Origin of the sequence: Stutzerimonas kunmingensis, assembly GCF_032106285.1 — a bacterium.
Lineage (GTDB): Bacteria > Pseudomonadota > Gammaproteobacteria > Pseudomonadales > Pseudomonadaceae > Stutzerimonas > Stutzerimonas kunmingensis_B.
On the sequence record NZ_DAMCPO010000019.1, the window covers coordinates 40,510 to 63,903 of the forward strand.

The 23,394-nt window shown below is 63.3% G+C and carries 28 protein-coding genes; 17 read left to right on the forward strand and 11 right to left on the reverse strand.

The window, feature by feature from the left end:
- The first annotated feature begins 5 nt into the window (after positions 1-5).
- Positions 6-1,202, forward strand: a complete 1,197-nt coding sequence (gene dapC / locus RT582_RS15515; RefSeq protein WP_044314471.1) for a succinyldiaminopimelate transaminase — start codon at positions 6-8, stop codon at positions 1,200-1,202.
- 40 nt (positions 1,203-1,242) lie between these two features.
- On the opposite strand, the gene RT582_RS15520 is transcribed toward dapC, so the two are convergent.
- Together RT582_RS15520 and RT582_RS15525 are read right to left on the reverse strand one after the other, a co-directional pair.
- The gene (locus tag RT582_RS15520; RefSeq protein WP_014821065.1) at positions 1,243-1,404 is read right to left on the reverse strand and encodes a hypothetical protein; all 162 of its coding nucleotides are present in this window, start codon (positions 1,402-1,404) and stop codon (positions 1,243-1,245) included.
- Between the two features lie 14 nt (positions 1,405-1,418).
- On the reverse strand, positions 1,419-1,664 hold the full coding sequence (locus RT582_RS15525; protein ID WP_014821066.1) for a hypothetical protein: 246 nt from the start codon (positions 1,662-1,664) through the stop codon (positions 1,419-1,421).
- 127 nt (positions 1,665-1,791) lie between these two features.
- Here RT582_RS15525 and RT582_RS15530 point away from each other — a divergent pair, with 127 nt between their 5' ends.
- The 5 genes from RT582_RS15530 (at position 1,792) to RT582_RS15550 (ending at position 5,382) form a co-directional block, all read left to right on the forward strand.
- Positions 1,792-2,121 carry a thioredoxin family protein gene (locus tag RT582_RS15530; protein ID WP_041014633.1) on the forward strand — a complete coding sequence of 110 codons (330 nt, stop codon included), beginning with the start codon at positions 1,792-1,794 and terminating at the stop codon, positions 2,119-2,121.
- A gap of 128 nt (positions 2,122-2,249) precedes the next feature.
- Entirely contained in the window at positions 2,250-2,621 is a 372-nt protein-coding gene (locus tag RT582_RS15535; protein WP_041014634.1) for an ArsC family reductase, read from the forward strand.
- A 42-nt stretch (positions 2,622-2,663) separates the two neighbouring features.
- Positions 2,664-3,698 (forward strand): 2,3,4,5-tetrahydropyridine-2,6-dicarboxylate N-succinyltransferase, encoded by a 1,035-nt coding sequence (dapD, locus tag RT582_RS15540; RefSeq protein WP_023446283.1) that lies wholly within the window; start codon positions 2,664-2,666, stop codon positions 3,696-3,698.
- A 74-nt stretch (positions 3,699-3,772) separates the two neighbouring features.
- Positions 3,773-4,978 (forward strand): aminotransferase class V-fold PLP-dependent enzyme, encoded by a 1,206-nt coding sequence (locus RT582_RS15545; RefSeq protein ID WP_313478328.1) that lies wholly within the window; start codon positions 3,773-3,775, stop codon positions 4,976-4,978.
- A complete protein-coding gene (locus RT582_RS15550) occupies positions 4,975-5,382 on the forward strand; it encodes a SufE family protein (protein ID WP_255849555.1) in 408 nt (135 codons plus the stop codon). The genes RT582_RS15545 and RT582_RS15550 overlap by 4 nt, the downstream gene beginning before the upstream one ends.
- Positions 5,383-5,397: 15 nt before the next feature.
- Here RT582_RS15550 and RT582_RS15555 read toward each other — a convergent pair whose 3' ends face one another.
- The 3 genes from RT582_RS15555 to RT582_RS15565 form a co-directional block, all read right to left on the reverse strand.
- On the reverse strand, positions 5,398-6,519 hold the full coding sequence (locus tag RT582_RS15555) for a beta-ketoacyl-ACP synthase III (protein ID WP_014821072.1): 1,122 nt from the start codon (positions 6,517-6,519) through the stop codon (positions 5,398-5,400).
- 251 nt (positions 6,520-6,770) lie between these two features.
- Positions 6,771-7,691, reverse strand: a complete 921-nt coding sequence (locus RT582_RS15560) for a c-type cytochrome (protein ID WP_313478332.1) — start codon at positions 7,689-7,691, stop codon at positions 6,771-6,773.
- Positions 7,688-8,338 carry a c-type cytochrome gene (locus tag RT582_RS15565; protein ID WP_313478335.1) on the reverse strand — a complete coding sequence of 217 codons (651 nt, stop codon included), beginning with the start codon at positions 8,336-8,338 and terminating at the stop codon, positions 7,688-7,690. The genes RT582_RS15560 and RT582_RS15565 overlap by 4 nt, the downstream gene beginning before the upstream one ends.
- Before the next feature lie 256 nt (positions 8,339-8,594).
- Between RT582_RS15565 and RT582_RS15570 the strand changes: the two genes are divergently transcribed.
- Positions 8,595-9,128 carry a hypothetical protein gene (locus RT582_RS15570; RefSeq protein WP_014821075.1) on the forward strand — a complete coding sequence of 178 codons (534 nt, stop codon included), beginning with the start codon at positions 8,595-8,597 and terminating at the stop codon, positions 9,126-9,128.
- A gap of 21 nt (positions 9,129-9,149) precedes the next feature.
- Here RT582_RS15570 and RT582_RS15575 read toward each other — a convergent pair whose 3' ends face one another.
- On the reverse strand, positions 9,150-9,377 hold the full coding sequence (locus RT582_RS15575; protein WP_003280237.1) for a DUF3820 family protein: 228 nt from the start codon (positions 9,375-9,377) through the stop codon (positions 9,150-9,152).
- Between the two features lie 240 nt (positions 9,378-9,617).
- Between RT582_RS15575 and RT582_RS15580 the strand changes: the two genes are divergently transcribed.
- The gene (locus tag RT582_RS15580; RefSeq protein WP_313478337.1) at positions 9,618-10,142 is read left to right on the forward strand and encodes an ankyrin repeat domain-containing protein; all 525 of its coding nucleotides are present in this window, start codon (positions 9,618-9,620) and stop codon (positions 10,140-10,142) included.
- Positions 10,143-10,216: 74 nt separating this feature from the next.
- Here the strand turns inward: RT582_RS15580 and ybaK are convergent, their stop codons facing one another.
- Positions 10,217-10,687, reverse strand: a complete 471-nt coding sequence (gene ybaK, locus RT582_RS15585; RefSeq protein WP_014821078.1) for a Cys-tRNA(Pro) deacylase — start codon at positions 10,685-10,687, stop codon at positions 10,217-10,219.
- Positions 10,688-10,759: 72 nt separating this feature from the next.
- Between ybaK and glpD the strand changes: the two genes are divergently transcribed.
- Entirely contained in the window at positions 10,760-12,304 is a 1,545-nt protein-coding gene (gene glpD / locus RT582_RS15590) for a glycerol-3-phosphate dehydrogenase (protein WP_313478340.1), read from the forward strand.
- Between the two features lie 49 nt (positions 12,305-12,353).
- On the opposite strand, the gene metE is transcribed toward glpD, so the two are convergent.
- Positions 12,354-14,663 carry a 5-methyltetrahydropteroyltriglutamate--homocysteine S-methyltransferase gene (metE, locus tag RT582_RS15595; RefSeq protein WP_313478343.1) on the reverse strand — a complete coding sequence of 770 codons (2,310 nt, stop codon included), beginning with the start codon at positions 14,661-14,663 and terminating at the stop codon, positions 12,354-12,356.
- 161 nt (positions 14,664-14,824) lie between these two features.
- Between metE and RT582_RS15600 the strand changes: the two genes are divergently transcribed.
- Entirely contained in the window at positions 14,825-15,415 is a 591-nt protein-coding gene (locus RT582_RS15600; RefSeq protein ID WP_313478346.1) for an exopolysaccharide biosynthesis protein, read from the forward strand.
- Between the two features lie 154 nt (positions 15,416-15,569).
- Positions 15,570-16,496 (forward strand): transcriptional regulator MetR, encoded by a 927-nt coding sequence (metR, locus tag RT582_RS15605; protein WP_014821082.1) that lies wholly within the window; start codon positions 15,570-15,572, stop codon positions 16,494-16,496.
- 7 nt (positions 16,497-16,503) lie between these two features.
- Here the strand turns inward: metR and RT582_RS15610 are convergent, their stop codons facing one another.
- The 3 genes from RT582_RS15610 to RT582_RS15620 form a co-directional block, all read right to left on the reverse strand.
- Complete coding sequence (locus RT582_RS15610) at positions 16,504-17,478, reverse strand: SDR family oxidoreductase (RefSeq protein WP_313478349.1); 975 nt, start codon at positions 17,476-17,478, stop codon at positions 16,504-16,506.
- A gap of 102 nt (positions 17,479-17,580) precedes the next feature.
- Positions 17,581-18,036, reverse strand: a complete 456-nt coding sequence (locus RT582_RS15615; protein WP_104098657.1) for a VOC family protein — start codon at positions 18,034-18,036, stop codon at positions 17,581-17,583.
- Positions 18,037-18,110: 74 nt separating this feature from the next.
- Entirely contained in the window at positions 18,111-18,746 is a 636-nt protein-coding gene (locus RT582_RS15620) for a LysE family translocator (protein WP_125861491.1), read from the reverse strand.
- Positions 18,747-18,992: 246 nt separating this feature from the next.
- On the opposite strand from RT582_RS15620, the gene RT582_RS15625 reads away from it, so the two are divergent.
- The 6 genes from RT582_RS15625 to RT582_RS15650 all read left to right on the forward strand — a co-directional run bounded on the left by RT582_RS15625 (position 18,993) and on the right by RT582_RS15650 (position 23,366).
- Entirely contained in the window at positions 18,993-19,643 is a 651-nt protein-coding gene (locus RT582_RS15625) for a helix-turn-helix transcriptional regulator (RefSeq protein ID WP_125897022.1), read from the forward strand.
- Positions 19,640-20,023 (forward strand): curli production assembly/transport protein CsgE, encoded by a 384-nt coding sequence (csgE, locus tag RT582_RS15630; RefSeq protein ID WP_102832609.1) that lies wholly within the window; start codon positions 19,640-19,642, stop codon positions 20,021-20,023. Before RT582_RS15625 ends, csgE begins: the two co-directional genes overlap by 4 nt.
- On the forward strand, positions 20,020-20,436 hold the full coding sequence (locus tag RT582_RS15635; protein WP_313478355.1) for a curli assembly protein CsgF: 417 nt from the start codon (positions 20,020-20,022) through the stop codon (positions 20,434-20,436). The genes csgE and RT582_RS15635 overlap by 4 nt, the downstream gene beginning before the upstream one ends.
- Before the next feature lie 21 nt (positions 20,437-20,457).
- Complete coding sequence (locus RT582_RS15640) at positions 20,458-21,288, forward strand: CsgG/HfaB family protein (protein WP_125853494.1); 831 nt, start codon at positions 20,458-20,460, stop codon at positions 21,286-21,288.
- A 203-nt stretch (positions 21,289-21,491) separates the two neighbouring features.
- Complete coding sequence (locus RT582_RS15645; protein WP_125853495.1) at positions 21,492-21,980, forward strand: curli production assembly protein CsgB; 489 nt, start codon at positions 21,492-21,494, stop codon at positions 21,978-21,980.
- A gap of 99 nt (positions 21,981-22,079) precedes the next feature.
- Complete coding sequence (locus RT582_RS15650) at positions 22,080-23,366, forward strand: hypothetical protein (protein WP_313478363.1); 1,287 nt, start codon at positions 22,080-22,082, stop codon at positions 23,364-23,366.
- Positions 23,367-23,394 lie beyond the last annotated feature (28 nt).

Below are 23,394 nucleotides of genomic sequence, written 5' to 3' on the forward strand. Positions count from 1 at the left end.
CATCCATGAACAACGCCCTGAATCTGCTGCACCCATACCCCTTCGAGAAGCTGCGTGGCCTGCTCGCTGGCGCACAGCCGCCTGCCGACAAGCGTGCCATCGCGCTGTCGATTGGCGAGCCGAAGCATCGCTCGCCGGACTTCGTTGCCCAGGCACTGGCGGACAACCTTGATCAGCTGGCGGTCTATCCGACCACACTCGGCATTCCGGCGCTGCGCGAAGCCATCGCGCGCTGGTGCGAGCGGCGCTTCGGCCTCGCCGCAGATGCACTGGACCCGGCGCAGCACGTGTTGCCGGTCAACGGTACGCGCGAGGCACTGTTCGCCTTCACCCAGGCCGTGGTGGATCGCTCAGCGGACGGTCTGGTGGTCAGCCCGAACCCGTTCTATCAGATCTACGAAGGCGCAGCCCTGCTCGCCGGCGCCACGCCTCATTACCTGCCATGCCTCGAGCAGAACGGCTTCAACCCGGACTTCGATGCCGTGCCGGCGGATGTCTGGCAGCGCTGCCAGATTCTCTTCCTCTGTTCACCGGGCAACCCGACCGGTGCGCTGGTGCCGCTGGAGACGCTAAAAAAGCTGATCGCGCTGGCCGACCAGTACGACTTCGTCATTGCCGCCGACGAGTGCTACAGCGAGCTGTACTTCGACGAGGCTAGTCCACCTGCAGGGCTGCTCACCGCCTGTGCAGCACTGGGTCGCACCGATTACAAGCGCTGCGTGGTGTTCCATAGCCTGTCGAAGCGCTCGAACCTGCCGGGGCTGCGTTCGGGCTTCGTCGCCGGTGATGCCGATATCCTCAAGTCCTTCCTGCTCTACCGCACCTATCATGGCTGCGCCATGCCCGTGCAGACCCAGCTGGCGAGCATCGCTGCCTGGAACGACGAGATTCACGTGCGCGCCAACCGCGAGCTGTATCGCGCCAAGTTCGATGCCGTGCTGGAAATACTCGCGCCGGTCATGGACGTGCAACGCCCCGATGGTGGCTTTTATCTATGGCCGAAAACGCCGATGGACGATCAACAGTTCACCCGCGAGCTGTTCGCCCGCGAGCATGTCACCGTGGTGCCGGGTTCCTACCTGTCGCGCGAAGTGGACGGCATGTCCCCAGGCGTCGGCCGCGTGCGTATGGCACTGGTTGCGCCGCTGGCCGAATGCATCGAGGCGGCGCAACGCATTCGCCACTTCATTGAAACGTTCTGACAACGCACCGGGCGGTCCGGCCGCCCGGTTGTCCGAGGCTTCAAGCCACGCCTGGCGGGATCATGTCCTTGCCGTAATCGCGCAGCTTTTCCAGATTTTCCGGTTTCATGTGTTCTGGAATATCTGCCCGCGGATGCTCCTCATGCCGGTTGGAATCCACTGGCTCAGGCGCATGCTCAGTATGCTCGTCGTGATCATTCATACAACGCCTCCTGTTCAGATGGCGTGTTCTTCCCAGATCAGCTCGCCTTCGTCGCTGACCTCTATAACTTTAGTCAAAGCTGCCTCGGCAATCGCGTCGGCTTCGGAGGCCAGGTCGTAGCGACGGCCATCTGCGATCTTGAATACGTGTACATGCTCGTCGCTGTCGCGCCGTTTGATGGCGATAACCGCTTCGAACGCATCCTCGGCAGGCACCGCCGAAGAAATCGCTTCGAAATTCTCGAAATGCTTGCGTGCCATTACTCGTCACCTCACCGTTGCGATTGTCATCAATGGACAACACCATCGGTGTAAAAGGTCGAGAGCCCTCGCCGAACGACGGCCCGGCGGCAAGTTCGAACGTTGGAAGGCACACGGAGAACCTGCCATGAACATGACTGAACACTACGTACAAAACGAGCCCAGCCGTACAGAGGTCGACGCCATGCAGAGGCCGCTGCTGCTGGAGTTCGGCACCGCCTGGTGCGGCCACTGCCGAGCAGCTCAGCCACTACTGGCAAAGGCCCTGGCTGAGCGCAGCGGCATTTGTCATCTGAAGATCGAGGACGGCCCGGGCCGCCCGCTGGGACGCTCGTTTCGGGTCAAGCTCTGGCCGACCCTGATCCTGCTGGAGAATGGCCAGGAACTCGCGCGCGTCGTGCGCCCGCTGAACGAGCAGGCGATCGAGCAGGCGCTAGGCGAGACGGGAAAGGGATGAGAGAGACAGTTCGCGAGCCATCTGCCGCGCCGCGCTCTTCGAGGCGAGAAGGCATGCTCGCCTCCATAGCCCGGCGAGGCGTGGCATAATCCGCCGTCCAGTTTTGCAGGAGCCTTGGAGAGTCGTTTATGTCCGAATCAGATCAGCGGTTGTGCCTATACGGAATCAAAGCCTGCGACACGATGAAAAAGGCCCGTACCTGGCTCGACGAACACGGACTGGACTACGACTTCCACGACTACAAGAGCGTCGGCATCGACCGCGCCCACCTGGAAGCCTGGTGCAATGAACACGGCTGGCAGACCGTTCTCAACCGTGCAGGCACCACCTTCCGCAAGCTGGAAGACGCTGCAAAGGCCGATCTTGACCAGGCCCGGGCCATCGAGCTGATGTTGGCCCAACCGTCGATGATCAAACGCCCTGTACTCGACTTGCGCGGTAAGACCCTGATTGGCTTCAAGCCCGATCTTTACGCTGCCGAAGTGGCAGCGCCGAACTGATAGCCGCCCAACAGACGGCGCGGCCGACAAAAAGGAAATTCTATGTCCGCAACCCTATTTAGCCTCGCCTTTGGCGTTGGCACCCAGAACCGCCAAGGCGACTGGCTGGAAGTCTTCTACGCACAACCGCTGCTGCAACCTGCCGGCGAGCTGGTAGCTGCCGTCGCCCCGCTGCTCGGCTATGCCGGCGGCAATCAGGCAATCAGCATCACCACTACCCAGGCTGCACAGCTGGCCGATGCCCTGAAGCCGCTCGACGCTACCCAGTACGCGCTGCTGACCCGCCTGGCCGAAAGCCAGCGCCCACTGGTCGCCACTCTGCTCGCCGAAGACGCGCCGCTTACCTCGACCCCCGAGGCCTACCTCAAGCTGCACCTGCTTTCGCACCGGCTGGCCAAGCCGCATGGTCTGAACCTGACCGGCATCTTCCCGCTGCTGCCCAACGTTGCCTGGACCAACCAGGGCGCGGTGGACCTGAGCGAACTGGCCGAGCGCCAGCTGGAAGCACGCCTGAAGGGCGATCTGCTGGAAGTCTTCTCGGTGGACAAGTTCCCGAAGATGACCGATTACGTGGTCCCTGCCGGCGTGCGTATCGCCGACAGCGCGCGCATTCGCCTCGGTGCCTATGTGGGTGAAGGCACAACCGTGATGCACGAAGGCTTCATCAACTTCAACGCCGGTACCGCCGGCCCGGGCATGATCGAAGGCCGCGTCTCCGCTGGCGTGTTCGTCGGCAAGGGTTCGGACCTCGGCGGCGGCTGCTCGACCATGGGCACCCTGTCCGGTGGCGGCAACATTGTCATCTCCGTCGGCGAAGGCTGCCTGATCGGCGCGAATGCCGGCATCGGCATCCCGCTGGGCGACCGCAACACCGTGGAGTCGGGCCTGTACATCACCGCCGGCACCAAGGTCAGCCTGCTCGACGACGGCGATAAACTGGTCAAAGTGGTCAAGGCGCGCGAGCTGGCCGGTCAGAGCGACCTGCTGTTCCGTCGCAACTCGCAGACCGGCGCGGTCGAGTGCAAGACCCACAAGTCGGCCATCGAGCTGAACGAGGCGCTGCACGCGCATAACTGAGCAGGAGCAGCGGCAAGCTGCGAGCCATGAGCGCCTGCCTTGCCGCATCCCCTGCAGCTGGAGGTTTGCCGCTTATGGCCCTGTTTTCTCCCTGGCGCGCCGACTTCCCTGCTCTGGCGATACTCGAAGCGCAAGGCCAGACCTATCTCGACAGCGCCGCCACGGCACAGAAGCCGCAGGCACTGATCGATGCTCTCAGCGGCTACTACACCTGCGGCGCCGCCAATGTGCACCGCGCCCAGCACCAGCCCGCCGAACGCGCGACTCGCGCTTACGAAGACTCCCGCATCAAGGTGGCGAAATGGCTGAACGCGGCTTCGCCCACTGAAATCCTCTTCACCCGCGGCGCGACGGAAGCGCTGAATCTGCTCGCCTACGGACTGGAACATCTGATCGGAGCCGGTGACGAGATCGTCATCAGCGCCCTCGAACATCACGCCAACCTGCTGCCCTGGCAACAGCTGGCCAAACGGCGCAACGCCAGGCTTCAGGTGCTACCGATCGATACCGCCGGGCGCATCGACCTGGCCGCAGCTGCCGCGCTGGTCGGGCCGCGTACCCGACTGCTGGCGGTGAGTCAGCTGTCCAACGTGCTGGGCGGCTGGCAACCGCTGGACGACCTGCTGCACCTGGCCAAGACCCAAGGTGCGCTGACCATCGTCGACGGCGCGCAGGGCGTAGTGCACGGCCGTCACGACATGACCACGCTGGGTTGCGATTTCTACGTGCTCTCCAGCCATAAGCTCTACGGGCCGGATGGCGTCGGCGTACTGTACGGCCGCGGCGAATCGCTGCTGGAGCTGCGTCACTGGCAGTTCGGCGGCGAGATGGTACGCATCGCCGATTATCAACACGCCGAGTTCCATGCCGCGCCCCTGGGCTTCGAGGCCGGCACGCCGCCGATCTCCGGCGTCATCGGTCTCGGCGCCACGCTGGACTATCTGGCTGGACTCGACGTTGCCGCGGTCGAGCGCCACGAGCAGGCATTGCACGACCAGCTGCTCGCCGGGCTTGCCGCACGCAACGGCGTTCGCCTGCTCGGCTCGCCGCAGGTTGCGCTGGCCAGCTTCGTTGTCGAAGGCGTGCATCATTCCGACTTGGGGCATCTACTCACCGAACAGGGCATCGCGGTGCGCAGCGGCAATCACTGCGCCATGCCGCTGATGAAACACCTTGGTCTGGATGGCGCGACACGCGTCTCGCTCGGACTGTACAACGATAGTGCCGACCTCGAGCGCTTCTTCAGCGCGCTGGATCAGGCCTTGGAGTTGCTGCGATGAGCGACTTGCCGCAAGCCGCTGGCGAAGCGCTGGAGGCATTCACTCAGGCACCCGGCTGGGAGCAGCGCGCGCGCCTGCTGATGCTATGGGGTGAGCGGCTGGAACCGTTGGATGAAGATGAACGCAGCGAAACGAATCAGGTATCGGGCTGCGAAAGTCGCGTGTGGCTGGTCGGCGAACGACAGGACGGCTGCTGGCATTTTCGTGCCGGCAGTGACGCCCGACTCATCCGCGGCCTGCTGGCGGTACTGCTGGCAAGAGTCAATGGCCTGGACGCGAATAAGCTGGCACAGGTGGATATGGCCGACTGGTTCGCCAGCCTGGGGCTGTCACGACAGCTGTCACCATCGCGCAGCAATGGCATGAATGCCGTGCTGCAGCGAATGTGTGAGCTGACCGGCTGAGCCGGCCAGGGCGAATCAGCGCTTGCGCAGGATCACGCTGCCGATCGAGTAGCCCGCACCGAACGAGCTGAGCACACCGAGGCTGCCGCTGGGCAGGTCGTCCTGGTGCTTGTGGAAGGCGATCACCGAGCCGGCCGAACTGGTATTGGCGTAGGTATCGAGGATCACCGGCGCCTCTTCCTCGGTAGCGTCGCGGCCCAGCAGGCGGCGCACGATCAGGTGGTTCATGTTCAGGTTGGCCTGATGCAGCCAGAAACGCTTCACCGATTCCACAGCGATGTCGTTCTCAGCCAGGTGCTCACCGATCAGCTCCGCCACCATCGGGCAGACTTCCTTGAACACCTTGCGACCTTCCTGGATGAACAGCTTGTCCGGATCGTTCATGTGCTCTTCGGCAGCACGGTTGAGAAAGCCGAAGTTGTTGCGGATGTTGTTGGAAAACTCGGTCACCAGCTTGGTACTGATGACGTCCCACTGCTGCGCCGAGGTCGCCAGATCTTCGCGCTCGATGATTACCGCAGTGCAGGCGTCGCCGAAGATGAAATGGCTGTCGCGGTCGCGGAAGTTCATATGCCCGGTACAGATCTCGGGGTTGACCATCAGGATCGCGCGCGCCTGGCCCAGCTTGATGCTGTTGACCGCGTTCTGGATGCCGAACGTGGCCGACGAGCACGCCACGTTCATGTCGAAGCCGAAACCCTTGATCCCCAGTGCCGCCTGCACTTCGATGGCGACTGCCGGATAGGCGCGCTGCAGGTTGGAGCATGCGACGATCACGCCGTCGATGTCCGCAGCGGTCTTGCCGGCGCGGGCCAGCGCTTCTTCGGCTGCCTTGACCGACATCTCGCAGAGAATCGACCACTCGTCATTGCTGCGCTCGGGAATGCGCGGAACCATGCGCTCGGGATCGAGGATGCCGGCCTTGTCGGTAACGTAGCGGCTCTTGATGCCGGAAGCCTTTTCGATGAAGGCGGAGCTGGACTCGGGCAGCGGCTGGATCTCGCCGGCCTCGATGGCAGCGGCATTCTCGCTGTTGAAGCGATGAACGTAGGTGTTGAAGGACTCCACTAGTTCATCGTTGGAAATGCTGTTGGCAGGGGTATAAAGGCCGGTACCGCTGATGACGACGTTATACACGGTCGTTCCTCTCGAATGGCTTGATCGTTTCTGACGTTGGGACGGCAGCAACAGGACTCGGCCAGTCACGATCATTCCAGCGCCTCTTATGGCGGCTATTGTGCATGAAAATCTGAAAGAATCCGTAACATTGCGCTTATAACGGACAGGTAATTAAGCCTTTTGGCACATCTGAATGTGACCGCTCAGTCCGAAAATGAAGAGAGCGCCGAATGGCGCCCTCTTCTGTCCGCAATGATGTACTTAAGTCTCTATTTGATGCCCTGTCCAAGTACGACGCCATCCACCTCCTGTCCATAGAGATTCACTCCGTCGTTGGCGTGGTAGCGAAGCCGCGTCTTTTCCACCGAGCCGTCGACCAGACGCGGGTCCTGCGGCCGCTCATGGCTGTTCATGTATGCGGCCACGTGCCAGGCATCCTCGTCGCTGAGCGAACCACCCTTGCCCAGCGGCATGCTCTCCTTGATGAAGGCCGCGGCGGTGTTGATCCGGTGCATGCCGGCACCCCAGTTGAACGAGTCCTTGCCCCATAACGGTGGGAACACATACGCGCCACCCGCCTGCTGGCCCTGGCCGTTGTCGCTGTGACAGACCGCGCACTGCTCGGCATAGATCTGCTTGCCCTTGGCAATATCGAAACCACCTTTGGGCTGTGGGACTTCAGGATAGGCCCGCCCCGGCAGCTCCTGGCCTGTCGGAGCACCAGTGGAAAGCCAGTAGGAATAGGCCGTCAGGGCATTGATCACATGGCTATCGGCTGCCGGCGGCTTGCCGTTCATGCTGAACTGGAAACAGCCCTGTATCCGCTCGGCGTAGCTGTTGACCTTGTCATTCTTCTTCCGGTAAGCCGGATACATCGGATACGCGCCCCACAGCGGCGCGGAGTTGGCCTTGCGCCCCTGATCGAGGTGACAGTTGGTACAGTTCATGCCGTTGCCGACATATTCGGCGGCGTACTTCTGCGTGTCGACGAAAATCGCCCGGCCCTGCTGCACCAACTCGCCATAAGCGTTGGCCGGCAGATCCTTTTCCTGCGGCGGTTGGAAGAAGCTCTCACCTGCGCCCTTGGCGGCTTTCTGTGTCAGCTGGGACTGATCGTCCATCTTGATCTCGGCCGCCAGCGACGCACTGCTGACCGCCATGGCCAGTAGCGTTAACCAGTACGTTCTCATTGGCTGTCCCCCTTCTGCTCCAGGCCGGCAAAGTACTCGGCGACGGCCTGCACCTCGTCGTCGGTCATTGCACGGGCGATATGACCCATCAGGTCATTCGGATCGTTCTTGCGAGTGCCCTGACGCCAGGCATTGAGTTGCGCACTGAGGTATTGCGCCGACTGCCCGGCCAGCGGCGGGAAGCTCTCACCGACCCCCATGCCAGCGGGGCCATGGCAGGCCACGCACTCGGGAATGTTGCGTTCCCAGGCACCACGAAGGGCAAGGCGCGGGCCCACACCTTCCGCTTTTTCCGCCCGACCGATGCTGGCGAAAACCGGCGCAGGCCTGGCTTCGAGCATGGCCGCCACGGCATCCATCTCTTCGTCGCTCAAGGCTGCGGCAATCGGCTGCATGACCGGATTGGTTCTGGCACCGGAGCGGAAGTCCTCGAGCTGCTTGCGCGTGTATCCGGCGGATATCCCGGCGAGGCGTGGAAAGCCGGCCGCCGCCATCCCCATCGCATCGGCACCGTGGCACGTGCCACACGCCATCGCCGCAGGGTTGGCGCCGCCCTGCGCGTAGATTTTTTGCCCATCGGCAGCCTGTGCCTGCATCGTCAGTAACAACGCAGCCACACCGGCCAGGGGCCAGTGAGTGAGTTTCATGAAAGGGCCTCATCAGCGGTTGTAGTTATGCTTGCCGCCACCGGCGTGGTCTTCGCAACGCTCGGGTTCTATCGATGGTGTGCGGCAGCTTGTCGCAGAAGCGACGCTACCACATCGCCACGGCGGCCCTCCAGAAACAGAATAAGCTTAGAACTGCTTTGCATATATCAGACACAGCGGCCCGCTGCGCAACCAGCGGTGCACACGAGACAACGACCTTGGTTATCCTTGCGTGCTCACTCGCGCAGGAACACCCATGAAAGACCAACTTGCCGCACTGATCAGCCTTATCAGCTCCGGCTGCATGACCGACGACGAAATTGGCCGCGTCGCGGCAGAAGCCGCGGAGGCGTACGCCGATCCGCAGGCATTTCTGCAGGCCAACCCGGACATCAATTACGACGACAGCTTTCCCATTCCTCTCGGCGAATGGGTAGTGGTCGGCAGCCTGCCGGAGACGGTCTTGTTCCAGGCTGATGATTATCAGGAGCTGTTCACACAGATCGTCGCGTCCTTCGGCGACAGCGTGACCTTCGTCCTCAAGCCCAAGCAGCTCGCCAAGACCGAGCCGCTGACAGCGCTGAACCGCATTCAGGTGCAGCTGAGCAGCCTGTATCCGGAGAAAGGTGGCTACGTGCTGGTGGACTTCAGCGAGCCGCTGGACGATGAGCTGCAGGCGGTGCTGGTCTACACCTGCGATGTGCCACGACTGATGGAGCTGGCGGTGGAAGTAGGCATCTATGCCGCGCCGGCCCTGGAGGTGTTGCGCGAGCAAACCGAGCAACCGTGACGGTAGGCACTTCGCCGGCGATCAGCCGCGCGAAGCGTTGCGGCGGCGCAAGGGTTCCAACAGGGCTGAAAGCCCGTTGTGGTCGATCTCGTGCATCAGCTCCAGCAGCTGGCCGAGGCTGCCAGGCGGGAAGCCGACGCGGGCGAACCAGTTGAGGTAATTACCCGGCAGGTCGGCTATCAACCGGCCCTTGTACTTACCGTAGGGCATCGTCTGGGTCACCAGGCGTTCGAGATCTTCAGGCTTCATCGCTTCGGGCATCGGAGTGTCGGGCCGTCGAATACTGCCACAACCGCACCGGCTTCTGACACGCGAGCCTGATCCGATGGCGTTCCGATATTCCTTCGGCCTGGCCATCGCTTGGGACTGGGCGCACATACAGAGCGCCTATCCGCAGGATAGAAAGCCTTGGTTGGCGCATCGCCAGCCCGATCACCACAATGGCGTTCGACACGGCAGGCGAACTGCTGACAGCCATGGAGAACCGCGATGCAAACGCCCAGACAACTGCCAGAACTGGATGACGCCACCCTCGCCTTCGCCGAGCAGGTGTTCGACAGCGCTCGCACCGGCGATAGCTCGCGCCTTGGTGAACTGCTCAGTCAGGGCATGCCAGCCGATCTTCGCAATCACGCCGGTGACAGCCTGCTGATGCTCGCCAGCTACCACGGCCACCTCGACGCCAGTCGTGTGCTGCTCGAGCATGGCGCCGATCCGCAGCTGCGCAATATTCGCGGTCATACGCCGCTGGCGGGCGCAGCCTTCAAGGGCGACCTGAACATGATCGAGTTGCTGCTGGCGCACGGCGCCGATGTCGAGAGCCCCTGCGAGGACGGCAAAACCGCTCTTATGATGGCAGCCATGTTCAACCGTACCGAAATCATCGAACACCTGATCGCCCGGGGCGCCAACCCGCAAGCCGTCGACGCCAATGGCGCCACAGCACTGGTCGCCGCAGCCATGATGGGTGCTCAGGACGCCCAGGCGTTGTTGCAACGCCTGCTCTCCGGCTGACGCACCGATGTTTCGGCGCAGCGCAAATTTTAACCTCGCTTGACCGGACCCTCGCAGCTATCAGCTATCAGCTATCAGCCGCGCCCGATCGACGCAAAAACAGCCTTACTGTGCTCAGCCAGCACGGCGGGGGCCAGCTCGACTTCCAGCCCGCGACGACCAGCGCTCACGTAGATGCTCGCCTGCGCCTGCGCAGAACTGTCGATAAAGGTACGCAGACGCTTCTTCTGCCCCAGCGGACTGATACCACCGACCAGGTAACCGGTGGCACGTTGGGCTGCCATCGGATCGGCCATCTCCACCTTCTTCACGCCGGCCGCCTGGGCCAGCGCCTTGAGATCGAGGGTGCCGGCGACGGGCACCACGGCGACCAGTAGCTCGCTCTTCTCGCTACAGGCGAGCAGCGTCTTGAATACCCGCGCCGGATCAAGCCCGAGCTTTTCCGCCGCCTCCAGTCCATAGGACGCAGGCTTGGGATCGTGTTCGTAACTGTGTACGGCGTGCTCGGCTCGGGCTTTTTTCAACAGGTCGATGGCAGGTGTCATGGCTTTGTAGTGCTAATGATTGATGAATGGCGGTAACGTAAAGCGACAAAGAATCGGTAGTTATAAGCGCCCATGAATCATCCTCTTCTTGCACCGCTCGCGGAAGTCTACGACCTAGCCGTGGTTGGCGGCGGCATCAATGGCGCAGGTATCGCCGCCGATGCCGTCGGGCGCGGCCTGTCGGTGTTTCTCTGCGAGCAGGGCGACCTGGGCGAACACACCTCCTCCGCCAGCAGCAAGCTGGTGCACGGCGGGCTGCGCTATCTCGAACACTACGAGCTGCGCCTGGTTCGCGAAGCGCTGGCCGAGCGCGAAGTGCTGCTGGCCAAGGCGCCGCACATCATCACCCCGCTACGCTTCGTGCTGCCCTACCGTCCGCATCTGCGCCCGTCGTGGATGATCCGCACTGGCCTGTTTCTCTACGATCACCTCGGCAAGCGCGAAAAGCTCGGCGGTTCGCGCAGCCTGCGTTTCGGTGCCGATAGCCCGCTCAAGGACGAGATCACCCACGGCTTCGAATATTCCGATTGCTGGGTCGACGATGCGCGGCTGGTGGTACTCAATGCCATGGCCGCACGCGAGCTGGGCGCGCATATTCATACCCGCACTCGCTGCGTCAGCGCGCGCAGCAGCAAGGGGCTCTGGCATCTGCATCTGGAGCGTCAGGACGGCAGCCGGTTTTCGATCCGCGCCCGCGCGCTGGTCAACGCCACCGGACCGTGGGTAGCCTCGTTCATCCAGGAGCAGCTCCGGCAGACTTCGCCTCACGGCATGCGCCTGATCCAGGGCAGCCACATCGTCGTGCCGAAACTCTATGAGGGCGATCACGCCTACATCCTGCAGAACGAGGATCGGCGCATCGTGTTCATCACGCCGTATCTCGGCCACTTCAGCCTGATCGGCACCACCGATCACGAGTACCACGACGACCCGGCGCAGGTGCGGATCACCGATAAGGAGATCGACTACCTGCTGGCCATCGTCAACGCGCACTTCAAGCATCAGCTGCACCGCGCCGACATCCGCTACAGCTATGCCGGGGTCAGGCCGCTTTGCGATGACGAGTCCGACCAGCCCTCGGCGATCACCCGCGATTACACGCTCACACTCAGCGATAGCGCCGGTGAGGGACCGTTGCTCTCGGTGTTCGGCGGCAAGCTGACCACCTATCGCAAGCTCGCCGAAGCAGCACTGGCGCAGCTGGCACCGCTGTTTCCCGAAATGAAACAGCCCTGGACGCACGACGCGGCGCTACCTGGCGGTGAGCACCTGGAGGAACCATCAGCACTGGCCCATGCGCTCTGCGCCAGCTACCCGTGGTTACCAGGGCCGATTGCGCGGCGCTGGGCGCGCACCTACGGCAGCCGCAGCTGGCTGCTGCTCAAGGGTACCGATGCGCTGCAGGACCTTGGCGAATGCTTCGGCGCCGGCCTGCACGCGCGCGAGGTGGACTACCTGATGGTCGAGGAATGGGCGCAGACGGCAGAAGACATCCTCTGGCGCCGCACCAAGCTCGGGCTGTTCATGCAGCCCGCGGAGGTGGCGCTGCTACAGCGCTATCTGGACAGCCGGACAGCCAAGCGCCTGACCCACTTCGACCACGTCGCCCAAGGCTGATGGGTCACGGCGCAGCCCTCCGCATTGGAGCGCCGCGCCAGCGCTGAAGTCAGGCCACCTTGGCGTTGCGCGAGGCACGCAGCTGACGGGCAGCCGCCACCATGTTCACCAGCGCCGCTTCGGTCTCCGGCCAGGCGCGGGTCTTCAGCCCGCAATCCGGGTTCACCCAGAGCCGCTCGGCAGGGATGCACTCGGCGGCCTTCTCCAGCAGCTGCACCATTTCGGCCGTATCCGGCACGCGTGGCGAGTGGATGTCGTAGACCCCCGGGCCGATATCGTTGGGATAGTCGAAGGCGCGGAAGGCTTCGAGCAGCTCCATCTGCGAACGCGAGGTCTCGATGGTGATGACATCGGCATCCATCGCCGCGATGGACTCGATGACGTCGTTGAACTCGCTGTAGCACATGTGGGTGTGGATCTGCGTCTCGTCGCGTACGCCGCTGGCACACAGACGGAACGCCTCGACCGCCCAGTCCAGATAGTGCTGCCACTGGGCACGGCGCAGCGGCAAGCCCTCGCGGAAAGCCGCCTCATCGATCTGGACGATGCGGATGCCGGCGGCTTCCAGGTCGCAGACCTCGTCGCGGATCGCCAGCGCCAGCTGCCGCGCCTGGACCTCACGCGACACGTCCTCACGAGCGAACGACCACATCAGCATGGTCACCGGTCCGGTGAGCATGCCCTTCATCACGCGGTCGGTCTGCTGCTGGGCGTAGCGAATCCAGTCGACGGTCATCGGCTGCGGGCGGCTGAGGTCGCCGTAGATCACCGCCGGCTTCACACAACGCGATCCATAGCTCTGCACCCAGCCGAAACGGGTGAACGCATAACCATCGAGCTGCTCGGCGAAGTACTCGACCATGTCGTTGCGCTCCGCTTCGCCGTGTACCAGCACATCCAGGCCGATCTGCTCCTGCACCGCCACCGCATGGCGGATCTCGGCCTGCATCGCCTCGGTGTAATCGCCGAGCGACAACCGGCCCTGCTTATAGGCCTGCCGCGCCAGGCGGATGGCAGGCGTCTGCGGGAACGAGCCGATGGTCGTGGTCGGGAACGCCGGCAGGTCGAGCCGCGCGCGCTGCTGTTCGATTCGCGCAGCGAACACCGAGGTACGCTGGCTGTCCTGCGGCTGGATGGCATTCAGGCGCGCCTGAACCTGCGGTTTGTGGATGCGTGGCGAGTGCTGACGTGCCGCCTGCACGGCACGGCTGCGTGCCAGTTCGACCACCACATCCTCGTTTGTCGGCTCGTTGATGGCACGGGCCAGCGTCGCCACTTCGGCGCATTTCTGCACGGCGAAGGCCAGCCAGCCTTTCAGTTCATGATCGAGCCGGTCCTCGCGCTCAAGGTCCACCGGGCTGTGCAGCAGCGAGCAGGATGGTGCCAGCCAGAGGCGGTCACCCAGACGCTCGGCGGCATGCCGCGCCACCTCCAGGGCCTTCTCCAGGTCGCAGCGCCAGACGTTGCGCCCATTGACCAACCCCAGCGACAGCACCTTGTAGGTCGGCAACCAGTCGAGAATCAGTGGGTACTGCTCCGGCGCACGCACCAGATCGATGTGCAGGCCGTCCACTGGCAGCGCCGCCGCCAGGCTGAGGTTATCCTCCAGTCCGCCAAAGTAGGTGGCGACCAGCTTTTTCAGCGGGGCGCGCTGCAGCAGGTTGTAGGCGCGCTCGAAGGCGTTCTTCCAGTCCTGCGGCAGGTCGAGGGCGAGGATCGGCTCGTCGATCTGCACCCACTCGACACCCTGCGCCGCAAGCCGGTCGAGCACCTCGCCATAGACCGGCAGGAGGCGTTCGAGCAGCTCGAGCTTGTCGAAACGCTCGGCATCCTCGCCCTTGAGCTTGCCCAGCCAGAGATAGGTTAGCGGGCCGACCAGCACCGGCTTGATCGTGTGACCCAGCGCCTGCGCCTCCTCAACCTCTTCGAACAATTGCGACCAGGACAGCTGAAACTGCTGGTCAACGGTGAACTCCGGTACCAGATAGTGATAGTTGGTATCGAACCACTTGGTCATCTCCTGAGCCTGGCCGCCACCGCAGCAGCTGTTGGTCACGCCACGGGCCATGGCGAACAGCGTGTCCAGCGTCGGTTGGCCATCGGCCGGGCGGAAGCGCTGCGGCACCACGCCGAACATTAGCGAGTGCGTAAGAACCTGGTCGTACCAGGCGAAGTCGCCCACCGGCAGCAACTGGATACCGGCATCGGCCTGGGCTTGCCAGTGTTGTGCACGCAGCTGGCGACCAACCTGGCGCAGCCCCTGCTCGTCCAGCTCGCCCTTCCAATATGCCTCCAGGGCTTTCTTCAGCTCGCGGTCCGCACCGATACGTGGAAAACCGAGGTTGTGCGCTACAGCCATTTCTCACTCCAAATGTCGTTCTGCATGAATGGGCTGATTGTCCGCGCCATGACTGCGTGAAACAAACTCACGTAATTACATTTGAAATATAGAAATATTCATGCAGGAGCATTTCGGGGCCTCGGGCCTCTAAAAGAAGACCTTCCCTACCAGGCGCATTCATGAATCCGGATCAGCCACCGCAGAATCTCGAAAGTTTGCTGCAGCGTCTCGAACAGGCCGGCGAAGCCGACCAGCCGGTAACCATCGAGTGCATGCTGCAAGCCACCGATGAGCGCAGCTTCGGTGCCCTGTTGCTGGTGCCAGGCTTGCTGGTGTTCTCGCCGCTGTCGGGAATTCCCGGATTGCCCAGCGTGTTCGCGGTGATGGTTTCGTTGATCGCGCTTCAGCTGCTGATCGGCCGGAAGCACTTCTGGCTGCCCAAATGGCTGCTGCGGCGTAGCGCCTCGCGCAGCAAGTACGACAAGGCCATAGCCTTCCTGCATCGCATTGCCGGCTTCGTCGACCGCCTGCTCAAGCGGCGGCTGACCTTCCTTACCAACGGCCTGGCGAATCGGTTGAATGCCGTGCTGTGCCTGGCAATCGCCGCCACCATGCCGCCGCTGGAGCTGATCCCGTTCGGCAACTCCACTGCCGGCGCGGCCTTGAGCGTGCTGGGGCTGGGCATGATGGCCCGCGACGGCGCGATGATCGTTGCCGCGCTGCTGTTCTTCTTTGGTCTGGCCTACATGGTTTCGCGGCTCTGGTTCTGAATGGCCCGGCCGATTGCGTAGCGGCCACTCGACAGCATCCAGATGCTGGGACACACTTGCGACGGATGAGCGTTGCTCATCTTCTTATTCATCCAGGGAACATCAGGCCTGCTGCTCAAGGCCTTGCTGATCCCGCTTCGCAAGGTAGTTCGGCATGCTGGAAATTCGCCACCTGAAGACGCTTCATGCACTTCGGGAAACCGACAGTCTCGTCGAAGCCGCCGAGCGCCTGCACCTGACGCAATCGGCGCTGTCGCATCAATTCAAGGAACTGGAAGAGCGACTCGGCCTGCAGCTATTCGTGCGCAAGACCCGGCCGGTGCGTTTCACCAGTGCCGGCCTGCGCCTGCTGCAACTCGCCGACCTGATGCTGCCGCAACTGCGCAGCGCCGAACGCGACCTCGCCCGTCTGGCCGGCGGAACCGCCGGGCGGCTGCACATGGCCATCGAATGCCACAGCTGCTTTCAGTGGCTGATGCCGACCATCGACCAGTTCCGCGATGCCTGGCCCGAGGTCGAGCTGGATCTGGCCTCGGGCTTCTCCTTCGCCCCGCTACCGGCCTTGGCGCGTGGTGATCTCGATCTGGTGGTCACCTCCGATCCGCTGGAGCTGCCCGGCATCACCTACGTGCCGCTGTTCACCTATGAGGCCCTGCTGGCGGTGGCGAACCAGCATGCACTGGCCGCGCGGCCGTACATCCGCCCGGAAGACCTGGCCAGCGAGACGCTGATTACCTACCCCATCGAACGCGACCGCCTGGATATCTTCACCCGCTTCCTCGAACCGGCCGACATCGAACCGGCGCAGGTACGCACCTCGGAACTCACTGTGATGATGATGCAGCTGGTGGCGTCGGGGCGCGGTGTCTGCTCGCTGCCGAACTGGGCGCTGCACGAGTACAGCTCGCGCGGCTACGTCACCGCCAAACGGCTGGGCGACAAAGGTCTGTTCGCCACGCTTTATGCGGGCATCCGCGCCGACATGCTCGACTCACCCTTCATGCGCGACTTCCTGTTGACCGCCAAGGACACCTCCTTCGCCACGCTCGAAGGCGTCAGTGCTGCGCCGAAGGTGCGCTGACAGCGTGTCAGCGCCGCCGCGCCAGGCATACGCCAAGACCGATCAACCCGGCTGCCACGCCGCCGATAAACAGCCAGCGCTTGTCATCATCCGACGACGAGCGCCAGCCACCATCGATGCGCCGCTGCCCCAGCGGCGGATGAAAGAGATTGCCTGACGAGGGCGCCACTCGCTGCGCGCGGCCAAGCGCGAAGCCGGTCAGCAGCCCATTGAGTCGATCAAAGCCCGGGGTGAGGAAATGCGCCAGGCGCAGCAATGTGGCGGTGGCCCCGACCGACGTGGTGTGGCGCGGATGCAGGGCCAGACTGACCATGGCATCGGCCACCTGACGCGGATCGAGCAGCGGTGGCGGCGGCTGCAACGAGCGCCCGGCGTAGTTGCCGCCGTCGCGAAAGCCGGGGGTATCGACGATGCCGGGATACACATCGCAGATGTGTATCCCCGGCCAGGCTCCCAGTTCGCCGCGCAGCGCCTGGGACAGGCCGCGCAGGCCGAACTTGCTGGCCGAATAGGCCGCCGCGAACGGTTGCGCTACCCAGCTGCCGACCGACAGCGTATTGATCAGCACACCGCTCTTTTGCTGCTTGAAGTACGGCAGCACCACATGGGCGCCACGCAGATAGCCGAGCAGATCGGTCTGCACCACCTGTTCATGGGCATCCAGTGGCGTCTCGTCGAACGCGCCGACCGCGCCGATGCCGGCATTGTTGATCCACACATCGATGCGCCCCTGACCGAACTCCGCCGCGGCGCTGGCCAGTGCTTCGACCTCGTCGCTGTGGGTGACGTCAGTGGGCACCACCAGGACTTCGCCACCGAGCGCGCGGCATTCATCGGCGGTTTCCGTCAGCGCTTCGGCGTCGCGCGCGGCAAGCACCAGCCGCGCGCCCTGGCGGGCGAAAGCCTGGGCAGCGGCGCGACCGATGCCGCTGGACGCACCGGTCAGCACCACCAGGGCGCCGTAGAGTTTTCCGTAGGCCATCGTCGTTCCTCCGCAGTCTGCTGTCGTAGTTAAGCTGACAGCGACGCTGCGCCGAACATTCCCCCCGATGGTCGGCGCGATGCCCCGCGCGCAGGAACGTACTCAAGCTTGGGCGACGCTTCCCGCCGCTTCGTCCGCCCAGGGGTCGTAGGTGCCGAAGCTCCACAGATGCCCTTCGATATCGCGGCAGGTGAAGCCGCGACCGCCGTAATCCTCGTCCTTGAGCTCGACGACGATCTGCGCCCCGGCCGCCTTGGCCTGGGCGTAGAGCGCATCGGCGCTGTTGACGATCACGTAGATGCCCTGGGTGGATGCGCCGCCAATCTCGTCGGGCTGACGCAGTTGCTGGCCGTACTCGGAATCCACTACAGGCCCGACCATCAGCATGCCGTTGCCGAAAGCCAGTTGTGCGTGGGTAATGCCCACCAGGTCGTCGCGATACTGGCGCTGGCATTCGAAACCGAAGGCCCGACTCAGCCAGTCGATGGCGATGGCCACATCGCGATAGCGCAGGCAGGGGATCAGGCTGGCCGAGGTGTTCTTGCTCTGCTGAGACATACACAGCTCCCATCATGGGCTGCCGAAGGGCTGCCCTTCTTCATGAGAGCCACACCGTGACGATCAATTCCCTTTCAGAGGCGTTCGCTCAAGCCTAGGCGAATACCCAGCGCGATGAGCATCGAGCCCAGCGCCCGGTCCAGCCACTGGCTTATGGCCGGATTGTCGCGCAACGCCTGGGTGGCGCGGGCCGCCAGCAGCACCACAGCGCACTCGATGATGATCGCCACCACAACCACCAACACGCCGAGAACCAGCAGCTGCAGCGGTACGGAGCCATGCTCGGGGCGGACGAACTGAGGCAGGAAAGCCATGAAGAAAATCGCCGCCTTGGGGTTCAGCAGATCGACCAGCACGCCCTGGCGATAGGCTTTCCAGGCGGACGCTTGCGGTGCTGCCTTGAGGGCCAGCACGGTTCCGCCGCCGGCCGAGCGCAGAGCCTGATAGCCGAGATACAGCAGATAGACGGCACCGACGCACTTGACCACCGTAAACGCCAGCGCCGAAGTGGCGAGGATGGCCGAGATGCCCAGAGCGGCGAACGCCACGTGCACCAGCGCACCGCTGCATACGCCACAGGCGGAAATCATACCGATACGGCGGCCGCCACTCAGGGTGCGTGAAATCACGTAGAGCAGATCCGGCCCGGGCGAAAGGTTCAGCGCCAGCGCGGCCGAGAAGAACACCAGCCAAAACACGGGATCAATCATCGCTCCATCTCCATCTACGCGCCCGAACCAAAGCCGTCATTCAACAGATCGGACTCTAGGAGAGAAGCCCTCCCCGGAGCCAGAAGATTCTCTTCAATCGCCTTTTCGTCGAGATGCTGACACTAATTTTAATTTTTGACTTTTTTTTGTCGCAAAGCTGAACTACTTTCTATTGCCAGACGGGACCGCTCTCTGCGCGTCACGCAATCAAGGACTGCCCATCAACATTCAGCAAAGGACATGCGAATGAAAGACGATGTCGCGCCGGCTTTCCAGCCCGCCCAATTCCGCATAACACTTCTCTCCGCCAGCAAGCTGCTCGATAGCACGCTGCGCCAGCACCTGTACGACTGCCCCAGCTGCACACTGGTCCATATGGTCACACCGCGGCCGGAGCATGTGGACTCCGCACTGGTGTTGCTGGATGTCGCCAGCTACGACCGCAACGATTGCGTGCACCTGCTCCGCCAGTTCGGCGACACGCCGGTCGCGCTGATCAATGCCCAACCCGATCAGGCACGCAGACTGGTCGAAACGCATCCATGGATTCGCGGGGTCTTCTACCGCGCAACGCCGCGCGCCATGTTCGTCCGCGGTATCCAGACCATGCTCGCCGGAGGCGACTGGCTACCGAGAGAGCTGATGGAAACGCTGCTCTGTCGCTATCGACAGCTCAGCAACGCACATCAGGTCATCGACGAGTTGACCCTGCGCGAAAAGCAGATCCTCGCGCTCGCCGGCCAGGGTCTGTCCAATGCGGCGATCGGCGAGAGGCTGCACCTGAGCATCCACACCATCAAGAGCCATGTGCACAACGCGCTGCGCAAGCTCGGCGCCAGCAATCGCGCCCAGGGTGCCTCGCTGGTGCTGGCGCACGTTGGTGAGGCGGTGTCGTGAAACGCACCGCCGCGCTGCTTCTGCTGCTGTTGAGCCTGACCGCTCAGGCCGACGAAGCCGAGCTGCAAGGGTTCATCACCAACAACACGGTTTCCCGCTCCGGTCACGAGTTCTACCTGCGCTTCTGCGAGCGCCTGAACGACATCAGCACCCTGGACTTCAACCTTGCCATCAAGGAAAGGCCCTCGGCGCGCTGGGGCGTTCTGGTCTGGGTGGAGCACGAGAACCAGACCCTGTATCGCCGCTTCCTGCAGCCCAACGTGGCGGACATGAAGGAACCGGCCTACGAGGCCGCTGATTACGTGGTGCAGGAAATCAACCGGCGCAAGATCGAAGCGTTGTTCGAAGACAACATTGACATGGCCAAGGACGAACTATGAAACAGCACATTCACAAGGCGCTCGGCACGCTGCTCGCCAGCCTGCTGCTTAGCACTGGCGCCAGCGCCACCGAGCTGGTGTACACCCCCGTCAACCCATCCTTCGGCGGCAGCCCGCTCAACGGTGCCTGGCTGCTCGGCAACGCCCAGGCGCAGAACAAAAAGAAGGACCCGGATGCCCTTGATCGCTCCTCGCTGCTGGAAAACCAGTCCTCGCTGGACCGCTTCACCAGCCAGCTGGAGTCGCGCCTGCTGGGCGATCTGCTCAGCGGCGTGACCGATGGCAAGACCGGCACCGTGACCACCGACGATTTCATCGTGCGTGTCTACAACGGCGACGCCGGCATGCTGATCGTGGAAATTACCGACCGGCTCACCGGCGAAATGTCCGAAATCATCGTCGGCCAGAACTGACCCCAAGGAGAAACAAAGGCCATGAGAAGCCTATTCGTAGCCATAGGGATGATGGCTGTACTGCAGGGCTGCGCCGTCCGCGAGCCCATGTCTGCCGACCAACAACCGCCAACCCTGACCCCCCGCACCTCGACCTACCAGGACCTGCTGGCGCTACCGCGCCCGAAAGGCCCGCTGGTGGCTGCGGTGTACGGCTTTCGCGACCAGACCGGCCAGTACAAGCCCACTCCGGCCAGCTCCTTCTCCACCGCGGTGACCCAGGGCGCGGCCAGCATGCTGGTTGACGCAATGCAGGCCAGCGGCTGGTTCGTGGTGCTCGAGCGTGAAGGTCTGCAGAACGTTCTGACCGAACGCAAAATCATCCGCGCATCGCAGGCCAAGCCGGATGTGGCACCCAACATCCAGTCCGAACTGCCATCACTGCTGGCGGCCAACATCATCATGGAAGGCGCCATCGTCGCCTACGAGACCAACGTGCGCAGCGGCGGCCAGGGTGCCCGCTACCTCGGCATCGGCGTGTCGCAGGAATACCGAGTCGACCAGGTCACAGTGAACCTGCGCGCCATCGATGTGCGTAGCGGTCGGGTGCTATCGAACGTGATGACCACCAAGACGATCTTCTCCGTCGGCCGCAGCGCCAACGTCTACAAGTTCATCGAGTTCAAGGAGCTGCTCGAAGCCGAAGCGGGTTACACCACCAACGAGCCAGCGCAGCTTTGCGTGCTTTCGGCGATCGAGGCCGCCGTCGCACACCTGATTGCCCAAGGCGTCGACCGACGCCTGTGGCAGACGGCCGAAGGCAGCGGCGGCGACCATCCGGCGCTGAGCAAGTACCTGAGCAGGGTGGACTGACACGCGCCTTCGCCTGAAGCCTGAAGCCTGAAGCCTGAAGCCTGAAGCCTGAAGCCTGAAAGCATCGCCCGGGGCCGGGCCTTAACAAGCACCCGGTGTGCACACTCATACCACCCCACGGCAAATTCAATCATTGGATGGATGGTCGCCCGCTCGATTCGAGGCAAGGATGTAAGCATCGAGCCACATCAGGAAAGGACGCCATGGAAAGCTCGCAAAGGATTGCACGCCATCTGCTGCTGCCCGTCGTTCTGGCACTGCTGGTGATCCCGACCGCTCACGCCGAGATGTACGATCTCGCCCCCAGCGAATTCGGTCCCGGCGATCTTCCGGCCCTTGCCAACGCGGGCATCGGTGCCCAGGGCGCGCTCGCGCTCATCCAGCAGACGGGGAACGGCATGGTCGGCAACGTCGCCCAGGCCGGCTCCGAGCTGGAGGCCTACATCATCCAGAGCGGCTACGCCAACAGCGCCTCCGTCGAGCAGATCGGCCTCGGCAACGCGGCATCGATCAGCCAGTACGGCCTCTACAACGATGCCCGGATCGAGCAGTACGGCGCCGACAACACCGCCGCCATCGCACAACAGGGCGCGAACAACAGCGCGCTCATCGAACAGACTGGCAGCGGCCACAGCAGCAGCGTCACCCAGAGCGGCCAGAGTCTGACGGTAGTGGTTCGCCAGTACCGGTAGGGTCTGTTGAGGCTTCGTTCGCAGACGCGCCGAAGCCTCAACGACCTTAGGCACCCCAAGGAAATACCGCTGTACTTAAAACATCCATGGAGAGACAAAATGTTTAAGTTCAAACCCTTAGTAGCAGCCATCCTGACTGTCGCCACTGCCCAGGCCTTCGCCGCCGAGAACACCTCGGAGCAGAACCAGTTCGGCATCGACAACGACGCGCACGTGCTGCAAAGCGGCGGTTCGGCCAATTTCGCCACGCAGAACCAGAGCGGCTACGGCAACGAGGCCGTGATCGAGCAAGCCGGTTCGCTGAGTTCGGACGCCACCCAGACACAGACCGGCACCTTCAACGCCGCCGACGCGGTGCAGAATTTCACCTCGCAGAGCGGCTCCACCCAGACCCAGAGCGGCTGGGGCAACGACGCCCTGGTGCAGCAGACCGGCACCTACAAGACCGGCGCCACGCAGAACCAGAGCGGTGTGCACAACAGTGCCGAGACGTTCCAGACCGCCTCGACCCTGAGCGACGCCACCACCGACCAGACCGGCAAACACAACCATGCGCTGGCCACGCAGACCGGTGCCTACGGCAGCCAGGCCGTGCAAATCCAGAACGGCGACCTGAACACCTCCAGCGTTACCCAGGTCGCAAGCGCATGGGACAAGGCGACCATCGACCAGCGAGGCACCGACAACGATGCACAGGTCACCCAGGTCATCAGCTCCGGCTCCATCGCCGAAGTCGAGCAGGTCGGCTGGCGCAATGACGCGCTGGTTTCGCAGACCGGCGTTCAACAGGAGGCCTATGTCTATTCCGACGGCGCCGGCAACGACGTCGACGTGAACCAGAGCGGCAATGCGCAAAACGCCTTCGCCCTGCAGTACGGTTTCGGCAACGATACCCGCATCGTGCAGACCAACGGCTGGTTCGGCGGCAACAACACCGCCACCACCGAGCAGTTCGGCACCGGCAACCAGGCCGACGTCCACCAGGACGGCCGCAACCAGGCCGCCAAGACCATCCAGAAAGGCGCCTACAACGTCGCCAGCGTCGACCAGCAGGGGCATGGCAACGACCTGCACTTCCAGCAGGACGGTCTCGGCAACGAGCTGAACGCCGTGCAGAACGGCACCGACAACGAAATCGTCGGGACCAGCCAGGGCTGGGCCAACAGCAGCGACATCGAACAGTACGGTGCGGACAACCTGGCTTCCGTGCGCCAGGAAGGTTCGTGGAACGAAGCCCTGCTGAGCCAGAACGGCAGCGACCATCTGGTCCAGGTGTTCCAGCACGGCTCCGGCAACGAAGCCATCGCCAGCCAGAGCGGCTACGGCAACGCGGCCTACGTCAACCAGAACGGCTGGGGCAACAGTGCCGTGGTGACCCAGAACTGAACCTGTGTCGTGACCTGACACCGCCGGC

Bases quoted from the DNA above. Each gene is read 5' to 3' on its own strand.
- dapC (WP_044314471.1), top strand. From the start codon at position 6: ATGAACAACGCCCTGAATCTGCTGCACCCATACCCCTTCGAGAAGCTG.
- RT582_RS15520 (WP_014821065.1), bottom strand. From the start codon at position 1,404: ATGAATGATCACGACGAGCATACTGAGCATGCGCCTGAGCCAGTGGAT.
- RT582_RS15525 (WP_014821066.1), bottom strand. From the start codon at position 1,664: ATGGCACGCAAGCATTTCGAGAATTTCGAAGCGATTTCTTCGGCGGTG.
- RT582_RS15530 (WP_041014633.1), top strand. From the start codon at position 1,792: ATGAACATGACTGAACACTACGTACAAAACGAGCCCAGCCGTACAGAG.
- RT582_RS15535 (WP_041014634.1), top strand. From the start codon at position 2,250: ATGTCCGAATCAGATCAGCGGTTGTGCCTATACGGAATCAAAGCCTGC.
- dapD (WP_023446283.1), top strand. From the start codon at position 2,664: ATGTCCGCAACCCTATTTAGCCTCGCCTTTGGCGTTGGCACCCAGAAC.
- RT582_RS15545 (WP_313478328.1), top strand. From the start codon at position 3,773: ATGGCCCTGTTTTCTCCCTGGCGCGCCGACTTCCCTGCTCTGGCGATA.
- RT582_RS15550 (WP_255849555.1), top strand. From the start codon at position 4,975: ATGAGCGACTTGCCGCAAGCCGCTGGCGAAGCGCTGGAGGCATTCACT.
- RT582_RS15560 (WP_313478332.1), bottom strand. From the start codon at position 7,691: ATGAGAACGTACTGGTTAACGCTACTGGCCATGGCGGTCAGCAGTGCG.
- RT582_RS15565 (WP_313478335.1), bottom strand. From the start codon at position 8,338: ATGAAACTCACTCACTGGCCCCTGGCCGGTGTGGCTGCGTTGTTACTG.
- RT582_RS15570 (WP_014821075.1), top strand. From the start codon at position 8,595: ATGAAAGACCAACTTGCCGCACTGATCAGCCTTATCAGCTCCGGCTGC.
- RT582_RS15575 (WP_003280237.1), bottom strand. From the start codon at position 9,377: ATGAAGCCTGAAGATCTCGAACGCCTGGTGACCCAGACGATGCCCTAC.
- RT582_RS15580 (WP_313478337.1), top strand. From the start codon at position 9,618: ATGCAAACGCCCAGACAACTGCCAGAACTGGATGACGCCACCCTCGCC.
- ybaK (WP_014821078.1), bottom strand. From the start codon at position 10,687: ATGACACCTGCCATCGACCTGTTGAAAAAAGCCCGAGCCGAGCACGCC.
- glpD (WP_313478340.1), top strand. From the start codon at position 10,760: ATGAATCATCCTCTTCTTGCACCGCTCGCGGAAGTCTACGACCTAGCC.
- metE (WP_313478343.1), bottom strand. From the start codon at position 14,663: ATGGCTGTAGCGCACAACCTCGGTTTTCCACGTATCGGTGCGGACCGC.
- RT582_RS15600 (WP_313478346.1), top strand. From the start codon at position 14,825: ATGAATCCGGATCAGCCACCGCAGAATCTCGAAAGTTTGCTGCAGCGT.
- metR (WP_014821082.1), top strand. From the start codon at position 15,570: ATGCTGGAAATTCGCCACCTGAAGACGCTTCATGCACTTCGGGAAACC.
- RT582_RS15610 (WP_313478349.1), bottom strand. From the start codon at position 17,478: ATGGCCTACGGAAAACTCTACGGCGCCCTGGTGGTGCTGACCGGTGCG.
- RT582_RS15615 (WP_104098657.1), bottom strand. From the start codon at position 18,036: ATGTCTCAGCAGAGCAAGAACACCTCGGCCAGCCTGATCCCCTGCCTG.
- RT582_RS15620 (WP_125861491.1), bottom strand. From the start codon at position 18,746: ATGATTGATCCCGTGTTTTGGCTGGTGTTCTTCTCGGCCGCGCTGGCG.
- RT582_RS15625 (WP_125897022.1), top strand. From the start codon at position 18,993: ATGAAAGACGATGTCGCGCCGGCTTTCCAGCCCGCCCAATTCCGCATA.
- RT582_RS15635 (WP_313478355.1), top strand. From the start codon at position 20,020: ATGAAACAGCACATTCACAAGGCGCTCGGCACGCTGCTCGCCAGCCTG.
- RT582_RS15640 (WP_125853494.1), top strand. From the start codon at position 20,458: ATGAGAAGCCTATTCGTAGCCATAGGGATGATGGCTGTACTGCAGGGC.
- RT582_RS15645 (WP_125853495.1), top strand. From the start codon at position 21,492: ATGGAAAGCTCGCAAAGGATTGCACGCCATCTGCTGCTGCCCGTCGTT.
- RT582_RS15650 (WP_313478363.1), top strand. From the start codon at position 22,080: ATGTTTAAGTTCAAACCCTTAGTAGCAGCCATCCTGACTGTCGCCACT.